This is a genomic window from Silvimonas sp. JCM 19000, from assembly GCF_054652575.1.
Map to the genome: position 1 here is coordinate 1 of NZ_BAAIHC010000004.1, position 11,804 is coordinate 11,804.

At 60.0% G+C, this 11,804-nt stretch carries 13 protein-coding genes; 5 read left to right on the forward strand and 8 right to left on the reverse strand.

The genetic code is table 11. From position 1 onward, the window contains the following. Nucleotides 1-172: 172 nt before the first annotated feature. On the reverse strand, nt 173-883 hold the full coding sequence (locus ACYQ1A_RS05075; protein ID WP_499360740.1) for a pirin family protein: 711 nt from the start codon (nt 881-883) through the stop codon (nt 173-175). A 121-nt stretch (nt 884-1,004) separates the two neighbouring features. Between ACYQ1A_RS05075 and ACYQ1A_RS05080 the strand changes: the two genes are divergently transcribed. Next, on the forward strand, nt 1,005-1,934 hold the full coding sequence (locus ACYQ1A_RS05080) for a LysR family transcriptional regulator (protein WP_499360742.1): 930 nt from the start codon (nt 1,005-1,007) through the stop codon (nt 1,932-1,934). 68 nt (nt 1,935-2,002) lie between these two features. On the opposite strand, the gene ACYQ1A_RS05085 is transcribed toward ACYQ1A_RS05080, so the two are convergent. From ACYQ1A_RS05085 to ACYQ1A_RS05095, 3 genes are all read right to left on the reverse strand, one after another. After that, nucleotides 2,003-2,569, reverse strand: coding sequence for a YceI family protein (locus tag ACYQ1A_RS05085; protein WP_499360744.1), 567 nt, complete (start codon nt 2,567-2,569; stop codon nt 2,003-2,005). Nucleotides 2,570-2,628: 59 nt separating this feature from the next. Continuing rightward, the gene (locus ACYQ1A_RS05090; RefSeq protein WP_499360745.1) at nt 2,629-3,198 is read right to left on the reverse strand and encodes a YceI family protein; all 570 of its coding nucleotides are present in this window, start codon (nt 3,196-3,198) and stop codon (nt 2,629-2,631) included. 76 nt (nt 3,199-3,274) lie between these two features. Next, on the reverse strand, nt 3,275-3,811 hold the full coding sequence (locus ACYQ1A_RS05095; protein WP_062224878.1) for a cytochrome b: 537 nt from the start codon (nt 3,809-3,811) through the stop codon (nt 3,275-3,277). A 350-nt stretch (nt 3,812-4,161) separates the two neighbouring features. Between ACYQ1A_RS05095 and ACYQ1A_RS05100 the strand changes: the two genes are divergently transcribed. Next, on the forward strand, nt 4,162-4,806 hold the full coding sequence (locus tag ACYQ1A_RS05100) for a carbonic anhydrase (RefSeq protein WP_499361084.1): 645 nt from the start codon (nt 4,162-4,164) through the stop codon (nt 4,804-4,806). Nucleotides 4,807-4,861: 55 nt separating this feature from the next. Here ACYQ1A_RS05100 and ACYQ1A_RS05105 read toward each other — a convergent pair whose 3' ends face one another. Next, on the reverse strand, nt 4,862-5,677 hold the full coding sequence (locus tag ACYQ1A_RS05105; RefSeq protein WP_499360747.1) for a YggS family pyridoxal phosphate-dependent enzyme: 816 nt from the start codon (nt 5,675-5,677) through the stop codon (nt 4,862-4,864). A gap of 119 nt (nt 5,678-5,796) precedes the next feature. Between ACYQ1A_RS05105 and ptsJ the strand changes: the two genes are divergently transcribed. Together ptsJ and ACYQ1A_RS05115 are read left to right on the forward strand one after the other, a co-directional pair. Continuing rightward, on the forward strand, nt 5,797-7,092 hold the full coding sequence (ptsJ, locus tag ACYQ1A_RS05110) for a MocR-like B6 salvage transcription factor PtsJ (RefSeq protein ID WP_499360748.1): 1,296 nt from the start codon (nt 5,797-5,799) through the stop codon (nt 7,090-7,092). Nucleotides 7,093-7,189: 97 nt separating this feature from the next. Beyond that, the gene (locus ACYQ1A_RS05115) at nt 7,190-7,426 is read left to right on the forward strand and encodes a thioredoxin family protein (protein WP_499360749.1); all 237 of its coding nucleotides are present in this window, start codon (nt 7,190-7,192) and stop codon (nt 7,424-7,426) included. A 73-nt stretch (nt 7,427-7,499) separates the two neighbouring features. Here ACYQ1A_RS05115 and ACYQ1A_RS05120 read toward each other — a convergent pair whose 3' ends face one another. Beyond that, nucleotides 7,500-8,324, reverse strand: coding sequence for a Cof-type HAD-IIB family hydrolase (locus tag ACYQ1A_RS05120; RefSeq protein ID WP_499360751.1), 825 nt, complete (start codon nt 8,322-8,324; stop codon nt 7,500-7,502). A 166-nt stretch (nt 8,325-8,490) separates the two neighbouring features. Between ACYQ1A_RS05120 and ACYQ1A_RS05125 the strand changes: the two genes are divergently transcribed. Next, complete coding sequence (locus tag ACYQ1A_RS05125) at nt 8,491-9,747, forward strand: HD-GYP domain-containing protein (protein WP_499360753.1); 1,257 nt, start codon at nt 8,491-8,493, stop codon at nt 9,745-9,747. A 10-nt stretch (nt 9,748-9,757) separates the two neighbouring features. On the opposite strand, the gene ACYQ1A_RS05130 is transcribed toward ACYQ1A_RS05125, so the two are convergent. Together ACYQ1A_RS05130 and ACYQ1A_RS05135 are read right to left on the reverse strand one after the other, a co-directional pair. Then, a complete protein-coding gene (locus tag ACYQ1A_RS05130; protein ID WP_499360755.1) occupies nt 9,758-10,858 on the reverse strand; it encodes an alkene reductase in 1,101 nt (366 codons plus the stop codon). 258 nt (nt 10,859-11,116) lie between these two features. Beyond that, nucleotides 11,117-11,701: a TetR/AcrR family transcriptional regulator gene (locus tag ACYQ1A_RS05135; protein WP_499360757.1), complete on the reverse strand. Its 585-nt coding sequence runs from the start codon at nt 11,699-11,701 to the stop codon at nt 11,117-11,119. Nucleotides 11,702-11,804: the final 103 nt, after the last annotated feature.

Sequence of the window (11,804 nt, forward strand, 5' to 3'; positions counted from 1 at the left end):
TGGACCCACCCCTTAAAGCCGTGGGCCCCAGCGCTACAGCTCGCTATGCGGCTTTGGAGTTGCACTTAACCACAGAAAAAAAGTGGCATAGCAAAGCGATGCGCCTTGCCATGCCACTTTGAGGGGTGGGTCCAGACCCACCCTCTGCCAGTCTCAGTGAGTTTTAGCGTCGTTACTGCAACGGTTTGCCGGTCAGGTCAAACACCAGCACTTCGGCGTTGTCGCCGTCGCTGACGCTCACCTTGGGTTCGCCGGTCAGCATGGCTGCATCGCCCGCCTGCAGCGCTTTGCCATTGACGCTAACCTTGCCGCGCGCCACGTGGATATATGCGATGCGGCCCATTTGCAGCGGCAGTTCCGCGGCCTCGGCGCCATCAAACAAACCGGCATACAAGCGCACATCCTGATGCAACTTGACCGAACCTTCTGCGGCATCCGGGCTGGCCACCAGGCGCAACTTGCCGCGCTTGTCGGCTTCGCTAAAAGTCTTTTCCTCATACGAAGCATCAACGGCCGCATCCGGAATAATCCAGATCTGCAAAAAGTGCACCGGGTTGGTGGTGGACGGGTTGTATTCCGAATGGGTGACGCCATGACCGGCGCTCATGCGCTGCACGCTACCTGGCTTGATAATCGAGCCGTTACCCATGCTGTCTTTATGTTCGAGTTCGCCTTCCAGCACATAGCTGATGATGTCCATGTGTTGATGCGAATGCTTGCCAAAGCCTTGTCCGGCCGACACGCGATCTTCGTTGATCACGCGCAACGGGCCAAAATGCACATGCTTCGGGTCGTGATAGTTAGCGAACGAAAAGCTATGCCAGCTATCCAGCCAACCATGGTTGGCGTGACCGCGTTCTGTGGCAGGGCGAATGGTGATCATGCTGCTTCTCCTTCAGTGGATTTCAACGATGAAGCGATTATAGGCTGGCGTTTTCCGGCTTGATATTAGAAAATATGCGACAAGTTGTTCAAAAAATCGATATTAGAAAACGGGGTGCAAAATGCTGCGGTTAAGCCTGGAAGCGTTGGAGATTCTTGACGCAATTGCCCGCAAAGGCAGCTTTGCGGCCGCCGCAGAAGAAGTACACCGCGTGCCGTCCGCCGTGACCTATGTGATCAAGAAGATCGAAGACGAGATGGGGGTCAATTTATTTGATCGATCCGGCCACCGGGCCAGACTGACGCCGGCGGGCGAAACCTTGCTGGAAGAAGGTCGGCATTTGCTGCGAGCGGCTGGCGATCTGGAATATCGGGTCAAGCGCGTCGCCACCGGCTGGGAGCCCGAACTGCGCATCGCCGTCGATACCATGATTCCGCTGAGCCTGCTGCACCCGTGGATACACGAATTTGATCAGTTGCAATCGGGCACGCGGCTGCGCTTCTTGCATGAAGCCTTGGGCGGGATGTGGGATTCATTAATCGACCATCGCGCCGATCTGGCCATAGGCGTGCCGATTGAAGGCCCACATGGTGGCGGCTACAGCACCGTGCCGCTAGGTGATGTTGATTTTGTGTTTGTGGTGGCCCCCAACCATCCGCTGGCTGATGTGCCCGACCCGCTGCCCACCGCCTTGATCCAGCAACATCGAGTGGTGGCGATTGCCGACAGTTCGCGCGCTTCGTTGCCGCGCACCGTGCATATCCTGTATGGCCAGGAAACGCTGACCGTACCTGATGTCAACGCCAAGCTGGCGGCGCAGCTGGCAGGCCTGGGCTGCGGATATATTCCGCGTTGTCTGGCGCGGCCGCATATCGAGGCCGGTTGGCTGGTGGAAAAACACCCGCAAGAGCCGCGTAACTCACCGCGCTTTTATGCCGCCTGGCGCAATGCCGGCGGCGGCAAGGCGCTGAAATGGTGGTGCAGCAAAGTGGAAAACGAACGCCGCATCGACGACTGGCTGGCCGGACGCGTGTTGCTGCCCAGTCGTTAGGCCATAGCCGCTGGACCAAAAAAAACCCACCGTGCGGTGGGTTTTTGCAGCTGTTGAGGCCGGGCCAGTTATTGCTTGGCGGCTTCAACCGGGATAACCAGATGCACTTCGTCCGAAATAGCCGGGACGAAGGTGGTCATGCCAAAGTCGCTACGCTTGATGGTGCCGGAGGCTTCCGCGCCGCAGACAAATTTCTTCAGCATCGGGTGGTCGCCGCAACGGAACTGGCTCACCGACAGGGTCAGCGGCTTGGTCACGCCCAGCAGGGTGAAGTTGCCGTCCACCGAAGTCAGCTTGTCGCCGTCAAACTTGAACGAGGTAGCCTTGAAAGTCATGGTCGGGAATTTTTCAACGTTGAAAAAATCCGGTGACTTCAGATGCTTGTCGCGTGCGGCCCAATGGGTATCCAGGCTGTTGGCGTCGATAGTGATGTCGGCGCTACCGGTTTTCTTTTCGGCATCGATCACGATGGTGCCGTCGACCTTGGCGAAGGTACCGCGCTGGATGGAGTAGCCAAAGTGGCTGACTTCAAAGTACGGCTGGGAATGCGAGCCATCTACCACCAGCGTGGTCGGAGCAGCAAAAGCGGCAGAAGCGAGGCCGGCCAACAGCACGGCGGCGAGTTTCAGTTTCATTGAGGTTTCTCCTGGAAAAAATATAAGACGCTTATAAGGGTGTAGCGAACGACGCGGTATCAGCCGGGCTTGCCAGCCAGTACCAGTTTGAATTTGACGGTGACTTCATCGGCCACGGTACCGGTATCGGCCCAATCGCCATCACCGATCTTGAATTGCAGACGCTGGATAGGAAAACTGCCTTCCACATCGGTATTGGCGCCATCGGCTTTGGAGGTCAGCGTGGCGGTCACGTCGCGGGTGATGCCTTTGATGGTGAGCTTGCCCTTGGCTTCGAACTTGCCACCGCCCACCGCCTTGACCGAGCTGGCCACAAAGGTGGCTTTGGGCGTGGCGCTGGTGTTAAACCAGTCCTTGCCTTGCGTGGTCTTGTTGCCATCGGCGCTGCCGACGTCAATGCTGGTCAGGTCGACCGTGATATTGGCCTGGGTTTTTTCCGGCTTGGCCGGATCAAAATCCACTTTGGCGTCAAAGCGCTTGAAGCTGCCTTCCACCGGCACATTCATTTGCTTGAAGGCAAAGCCGATCTTGCTTTGCGCTGGCACCAGCGTCTGTGCGGCAAGTGCGGGTACTGCAGCGAACATCAGGCCAGCGGTGGCCAGCAATGCGGCAAGCTTACGTGTCTTCATATTCAACTCCAGATTAAGGCAGCACTGCGCGGGGAGGCGCAGCGGCCTGGATAGCAGAGATTGCTGATTTCAATCATCAATGTTTGCCCGGCAACATGCGGCGCAGGGTTTCGTCACGGTCAATCACATGGTGTTTGAGCGCGCCAGCCACATGCAGGCCCACCACGGCGGCCAGTATCCAGGCCAACACCACGTGCGCGGTCTCCAGTACTTCGCCCAGATCATGGTTGACCGGCACCCAGTTGGGCAGCGGTAGCACGCCGTACAGCACCACCGGAATACCCTTGGCCGAACTCATGGCCCAGCCCACCAGCGGCAACACAATCATCAACAGATAGAGTGAATGGTGCACAGCGGCAGCCAGTACCCGTTGCCAGCGCGGCTGGCTGGCCAGCGGGTCAGGCGTACCTTTGGCTTTGCGATAGCCCAGTCGGATACAGGCGAGGATTAATACGCTGATGCCCAGCCATTTGTGATAGCTGTACAACTTGAATTTGAGCGGCGACAAGGGCAAGTCGTCGAGATAGAGCGCCAGGATAAATGCAGCGACGATCAGCAGCGCGATCAGCCAGTGCAGCGTTTTTTGCATACCGTCGTAACGCAGTCGCGCCATCGCAGTATTCCTTGTAATGGGTTGTGTCAATCAGCCAGCACTATAGTCGGCTGTCGGGCAAGCTATCTAGCGAAAAGTTCTGCTCAACTCCTTCAGAATTTTTAAATAAATGCGGCAAAGCGCCGTTTATAAGGCGAAACAGCGCGGCAATCTACTGCCTTAATACCGAGGCCAGCACCGCTTTGCGCCTGCGTTTGCAGCATACGCCGCGGTATGTTGCGATTTTTTGCGCAATCTGTAGCGGGCGTTTGCCGCCCACTCCGGTACAATCTGCCGCCGTATTCGCGCTCACGCGTTACGTCACTGGACCGGATATCACAGCAAAAACAGGAGATTGCACCTTGGACGAGATGGAAAAATTCATCGGCGGGTTTCGTCGCTTCCAGCACAAGTACTTCGGCCGGGAGAGCAATAGCAATCTGTTCGACCAACTCAAGCGCGGCCAGAGCCCCAAGACACTGGTGATTGGTTGTTCGGACAGCCGCGTTGACCCGGCTATCGTCACCGATTGCGACCCGGGCGACCTGTTTGTGGTGCGCAACGTGGCTAACCTGGTACCGCCCTACGAAAAAGACGGCACCTTCCACGGTGTGTCTTCGGCCATCGAATTTGCCGTGTGCGACCTGAATGTGCAGCAAATCCTTGTGTTGGGTCATTCGTCCTGTGGTGGGATTGGCGCGCTGATGAAAGGCTATGCCGCCAAGACCGATGCCAACTTTGTCGGGCGCTGGATGCGCATTGCGGAAACCGCGCGCGAAAAAGTGCTGGCCGAGATGACCGCAAAGCCGCTGGCTGATCAGCTCAAGGCCGCTGAAATGGGCAGTATTGCGGTGTCGATCGACAATCTGCTGACCTTTCCGTTTATTGCCGACCGTGTGCAGCAAGGCACGCTGCAATTGATAGGCTGGTATTTCGATATCGAACTGGGCGAATTGCATCAGCTTGACCACGGCAAGCGCGAATTTCATTCGCTGGTTGAGCCGCTGGAAGAATAATCCCCAGACCGCAGTCGCAAAAGAACGCCGCAGCAATGCGGCGTTTTTTTGTGGTTCAGCCCGCATTGCCCGGCCAGAAGTGACTATCTGGCAACGCCCGCGCGCCAAAAATGGCCTGACCGACGCGGACCACGGTGGCGCCTTCTTCCACCGCAATCTCGTAATCGCCCGACATGCCCATCGAGAGCTCCTGTAGTCCGGCCTGGTTGGGCACTTGCTCACGCAGCTGGTCGCGCAACTGGCGCAATAACACAAAGCAGGCGCGCACCTGCTGCGGATCGCTGGATAACACCGCCAGCGTCATCAAGCCGCGCACGCGCAGGGTGGGCCAGGCACTCAGTTCGCGCACAAACGCAGCGGCATCGGCCGGGGCCAGACCGTATTTGCTGGCCTCGCCCGAGGTGTTGATCTGCACATAGACATCGAGCTGCCGGTCCAGCGGCTGCAGATGCCGGTGCAGCGTTTCCGCCACCCGAAAGCTGTCCAGCGCCTGGAACTCGCAAGCGTGCTGCGCCACCCAGCGGGCTTTGTTGGTCTGCAGATGGCCGATGACTGACCAGCGTAAATCGGCCAGATCGGCCAGCGCGGCCTGCTTGCGCGTGGCTTCCTGCACCTTGTTCTCGCCCAGCTCGCGGCAGCCAGCGGCATAGGCAATGCGGATTTCAGCTTCGGATTTGGTTTTGCTGACGGGCAACAAGCGCACTTCTGCCGGATTGCGTCCGACGCGCTGGCAGGCGGCAGCGATGCGGGCGCGGACTGCGGCCAGATTGCGTTGGTAATCAGCGATGCCATGTGGCGCCGGATAGCGTGGGTCAAGCAGAACGCTGGCGCTTTCGGCCGCTGGTTGAGGCGTGGGGGGCGAGTGGGGCATGGGGCAGACTCCGGTTGAAAAGCGCGCTGGGCGTATTCCCAAAAATTGATGCGCGCTGCAGCAAACAACTGCGATGTGCTATCGTGCCAGTCCAATGTGTACTTTGTCATAGGTCAAAAGTGGAATTGACAGGCAAAACCGCCGCCGAGATTTTTGATTGCATCCGTCTGCACGCCCAGTCCGGCCAGCTTGCGGCTGGCCAGAGCCTGCCGCCGCTGCGCGATCTGGCCAGCGCGCTGGGCGTCAACCGCAATACGGTCGCCGCGGCCTACAAGCGGCTGACCAGCGCGGGCATCACCGAAACCCGGGGGCGGCTGGGGACGGTCATCCGTGCACAGAACACATTACGCGAACAAGAGGGCGCTGCGCCGGCATCGCCCTTGACCGATCTGGCGAGCGGTAATCCCGCGGCGGCGTGGCTGCCTGATCTGGCCACGGTACTGGCCCAGCAAACCCGCCCACCGCATTTGTACGGCGAAACCACCTTGCATGCCGGTCTGGCTGAGCAGGCGCGGGCCTGGCTGGCGCCGGATTGCCCGGCGGTGACGCATCTGCAGGTCACCCATGGCGCGGTCGATGCCATTGAGCGCTTGCTCGAAGCGCATCTGGTCGCGGGCGATACGGTGGCGGTCGAAGACCCGTGTTTTATCACCAGCATCAACACCTTGTGTGTGGCGGGTTTGCAGGCGCTGGGGGTGGCGGTGGATCAGGAGGGCATGCGCGCGGACGCGCTTGAAGCGGCCCTTGCGGCGGGCGCCCGCGCCGTCATCATCACGCCCCGCGCCCACAATCCCACCGGCTACAGCATCAGCCGGCAACGTGCGCTGGCTTTGCGTCAGGTGTTGGCGCGCTATCCGCATGTGCTGGTGATTCTGGATGACCACTTTGCCTTGCTGGCGCGTACGCCGTATTACTCGGTGCTGCCTGCGGCCACCCTGCATTGGGCCTTGGTGCGCTCCCTGTCGAAGGCGCTGGGCCCGGATTTGCGCCTGGCCGTGCTGGCGTGCGATGCGCAAACTGCCGCGCGCTTGCAAACCCGGTTGGCGCCGGGCACGCAGTGGGTCAGCCATCTGTTGCAAGGGGTGGCGCATACCTGCCTGAGCGATGTGACGATACGCGCCCGCATTGCCGCCGCAGCCGCCGATTACATGCGGCGGCGTGATGCGCTGCTGAGCGCGCTGGCGGCGTCGGGCATCGCCACGGCCGCGCCGGGTGATGGCCTGAATGTGTGGCTGCCGCTGGCACGGCCCGGTTTGGCGATTGCCCATGCCATGGCCCGGCTTGGCTGGCTGCTGCGCAGTGGCGAGGCGTTTTCAGTGCAGCACACCGTGCCTGGTTTGCGCATCACCATTGCCGAGCTGGAACCCGCGCAATTGCAGCGCCTGCTACCGGATTTGCAGCGTTGCCTGGCTTGACCGGCGCGACCCATTCCCGATGCGGGCGTGTATCCATGCCCGCGCTCGGACCCCGAGCGGTTATCCCCGCTCTTATTGCTGTAAAGGAGTTTGTGTAATGTCTAGCAAAGCTGTGTTTTTCCACGCCGGTTGCCCGGTATGTATCGAAGCTGAACAGCAAGTGGCCAGCGCCCTTGATCCGGCCCGGTTTGACGTAGAAATTGTGCATCTGGGCACCGACAAATCGCGCCTTGAAGAAGCCGCCGCCCTCGGTGTGAAGTCGGTGCCGGTGCTGGTGATCGATGGCTTGCCGTTCCATATCAATTACGGCGCGGCGCTGGACGACCTGCGCTAAGCGCGGCGGTTAAACCTACGCCAACAAAAAGGCAGCCTGCAGGCTGCCCTTTTTGCGTATGCGCGGATGCGGCTTAGTCTGCAGCCACCGATTCAGCCAGCGGCGGCAGTTCAAACAATTCCCGCAATTTGTGCGCCACAGCGGCCTCGGAATTACGTCCGATGCGCGGCACATCGGGCAGCGTTTCCATCAAGCGCGGCGCGGCATTGCCCATCATGAACGGATGGCCAGCCGTCTTCAGCAAGAAGATATCGTTCAGCCCATCGCCAAACGCAACGCAATCGGCTGCCGGCAACTGCAGTTCATCCAGCACTACTTGCAGCGCATGACCTTTCGATACGGTGGGCGCCATCACTTCCAGACAGTCCGGCATTGAGAACGTGATATAGAGCGTGTCGCCAAAGCGCTCCAGCAACCGGGCTTCCAGATCGAGCAGATGTTCGTGTTCGCCGATGTACAGCACCTTGGCGATGCCTTCGCCGCTGTGGTTTTTCAGGTCGACCACATCAAACGTAAAACCGGAGTCCTGGTGCAGATCAGCCAGCCAGTCCAGATGCCGGTCGGCCAGCCAGGTTTCGTCTTGATAGGCGTTGAGGTGGGTGCCCGCCGAAAACTCCGGCTGCAGCAACTGGCGCGCCATGGCCGGATCGATATCTTCTTTGTGCATCAGGCGGTTATCAGGATCATGCACGCGCGCACCGTTGGAGGTGACCAGCCAGGCGCGGATGCCGAGCACGTCGCGGATGCCTTTGACATCACAGTAATGGCGCCCTGTGGCCAACACGATAGGCACGCCGCGCGCTTGCAGCTCGCGCAGGGTGGTGGCGGTGAACTGATCGACCGTGTGGTCGGCATCCAGCAAAGTGCCGTCAAGGTCGGACGCGATTACCTGATACATAAAGCCATCCTTTTGCGTAAAAGCGGATTCTAAGCCAAACGCCCGCTTCGATCGACCTTGACGATTGCCTTGACCTGGCTCAATAAACCGTTACGCGGCATCCATGAGGAAATCTTGATGTTCCAGGTCTAGACTGGCGCATGGGTCACGCAAGGAAACTCGGCTAATGCCATTGTCCAGTGCCGCAGGCGATGTCAACGCGCATTATCTGCAACGTCTTAACGAGGTTGCCGACCAGCGCGAAGTGCGCGCCAACCGTGATATTTATGCCGAGTCGGGCATGAAACTGCTGGCGGCCGGGGCGCGGGTGGACCGCAGCACCAGCGACCGCCTGCTAATGCACAAGCTGCGCCAGCCACTGGAGCAATCGCTGAAGATAGGCGATGCGGTAGATGCCAGAACATTGTCGCAACTGGCCGATCAGGTGCGCCAGCAAACGCCGACGCTGGCGCGTTTGCTGGCGTCATCCGATCTGGTTGAACGCTTTGCCGCCTTCGGCTTCAGTGACACGGTGCGCGGCGTGCTGACCGTAATGCATGGCGCGGATGGCAAATCGTTGCAGCACGCCATCCTTACCGGTTTGCTGGCGACCGGCCTGGCGCAACGGCTGCAACTGGATAAGGAAGCGATCACCGCGCTGGCATGGGCCGGCTTGCTGCATGACGCGGGTGAGCTGTATCTGTCGCCGCACTACCAACAGCCCGGGTATGCCCTGAAGCTGGCAGATTGGCGCCAGTTGTCGGCGCATCCCGTCATCGGCTATCGCCTGGCCAAAAGCGTGTGTGGTTTCTCCGAAGCCGCCGCCACAGCCATCTTTGTGCATCACGAACGCTATAACGGCCATGGCTACCCGGGCGGCATCCGCCTGCAAAGCATGACCGGCGAGGTACTGGCAGTGGCCGAGGTCATCACCTCCTTATCAGCGCGTGATCATCCGCTGCAACGAGCCGAAGTTGCCCTCAAGCTGGTACCGGGCGAGTTCAGTCCGGCGCTGATGACCAGCGTGTCGATGGCGCTGAATGAGGTAAAGGATGATTCGATACCGATATCGCTGGAGCTGACGCTGGCTGATATTGCTGCGGTGCAGGCGCGTTTGCGCGAGGCGGAATTGCTGTTCAAGGCCTGTGAAGACGTGCCCGGCCTGCATGCGGGTGATCAGGTAGAAAAGCTGTATTTGCGCAGTCGCGCACGCCTGCTCAGCCTGGTGCAAGCGATGTCCAGCACCGGGCTGGGCAGTATCAATACTGACGCGGCCTGGCATGACACGCCGCAATGGCTGCGCTTTGAGATGGGGCTGATCCTGAACGAGATTCGCTGGCGACTGCGCGCGCTGGCCAGAGACATCGCCATGCGCGCGCATTTGTTGCCCGATCTGGCCGGCGACGCGCTGGCACCGGTGGTGCAAGCGCTCGACCGGCCCTGATGCCGCGGGCTCAGGCGAGGGTGGGGTAGTCGGTGTAGCCGTGTTCCGCGCCACCGTAGAAGGTGGATTGGTCCGGCGTATTCAATGCGGCCCCTTGGGCAAACCGCTCGGCCAGATCCGGATTGGCGATATACAGCCGACCATAGCCGATTGCATCTGCCTGGCCGGACTTGATCCGCGCGTCGCCCTTGGCGGCGTCGTAGCCACCGGTGGTGATGATGGCGCCCTTGTATGCCTCGCGCAGCGCATTGCGGAAGTCATCGCTCATGGGCTGGCCGCCCACCCAATCCGGCTCGGCGATATGCAAAAAAGCCACGCCACGCTGGCTGAACTCACGCGCCAGATACAGCGTCATTGCTTCGGCCTGGCTGTCCACCATATCGTGCGCCGGAAAATTGGGCGACAGCCGCACACCCACCTTGTCCGCGCCATACACGCCGATCACGCCATCGATGACTTCCAGCAACAGACGCGCGCGGTTTTCCTGGCTGCCACCGTAGTTGTCGCTGCGTTGATTAATCCCGTCGGCCAGGAATTGATGCAGCAGATAACCATTGGCCGAATGGACTTCAATAAAGTCGAAACCGGCGTTTTTGGCGCGTTTGGCCGCGGCCACATAATCGGCCACGATGCCCGGCAGTTCAGCCGTTTCCAGCGCACGCGGCGGGCTGCACGGATCGTTGCCCGCAGAGCCATCCGGGAACACCACAAAAGTTTGCGATTTGACCGCCTGGATGGCGCTCGGCGCCACCGGCGCGGCACCGTCTTGCTGCAGCAACTTGTTCGAGATCCGACCCACGTGCCACATCTGCAGCGCAATCTTGCCGCCTTTGGCATGCACGGCATCGACTACTTTTTTCCAGCCTGCTTCTTGCGCATCGGTATAGATACCCGGCGTCCAGGCATAGCCCTGGCCCTGGCGCGAAATCTGGGTGGCTTCCGAGATGATTACGCCAGCGCTGGCACGTTGTGCGTAATAGGTGGCATTAAGTTCGGTGGGTACATCGCCGGGCTGGCTGGCGCGGGAGCGGGTCAGCGGGGCCATGACCAGGCGGTTGTTAAGGGTGGTGTTGCCGATCTTGAACGGCGTAAGCAGTTTGTCCAGCGACATGCGTGGTCTCCCGAGGGTTGGGTGGGGTAGAGATCGGATGCTCGTTACTGCGACCGCGCCCGGGGTGCCGAGTGCAATCGCGTGTAAAACAGATTTTTGCTACGGCCGCGCGGGACCGTTTGAGCAAGATGGGGCAGGGGTCGTCAAATACTAGACCAGTCGTCTAAGTTTTTCTCGCGGCATGAGCTGCGCAACCCGGCGCGGGCACATAAAAGAAAACCGGGCCTGCATCTGCAAGGCCCGGTTTGGGGAGTAGGTTCAGGGCGTCAGCAACTGGCGCGTGATCACCATGGCGGTGTCCAGCCCTTGCGCGTCACGACGCAGTTTGGTCATCAGGCTGGCGCCCAGCCAGAACTCATACAAGGCCAAAGCCAGCAAAGGCGCGGGTTGTACACGACTGATGCTGCCGTCTTGCTGGCCTTGTTCCACCGTGCGGGTGATGGCGGCGACAATGATTTCCGCGCCGTTTTGCAAAGCCGCGCGCATGGTATCGGACAAATCCGCCACCTCGGCTGCCAGTTTCACCACCAGACAGGGCACCGAGGCGCCGCATGAGCGCTGATGCCAGCCGCTAAAGAAACCAAGCACGCGTTCATACGGCGAGCCGTCGACCGCGTTGAGGCGCTGCTTGAGTTCTTCGGTGTAATTGGCGAAATACCGTTCCAGCAAGGCCACGCCAAACGCTTCTTTGGAGACAAAGTAGTGATAGAACGAACCCTTGGGTACGTCGGCAGCGGACAGGATTTCTGCCAGACCGACCGCGGCAAAACCCTTGCCCAGGATGATCTGTTCGCCCGTGGCCAACAGATGTTCGCGAGTATCTTCAAAGCGCTTTTTTACCATGCGCGGCATTCCAGTGAAATCTAAAAGACCCTGCGGGCAGGGCGCGTAACGATAGCGGAAACTGCGTAATTATTGCAATTGGCAAATATCCAGCAACGGCGCG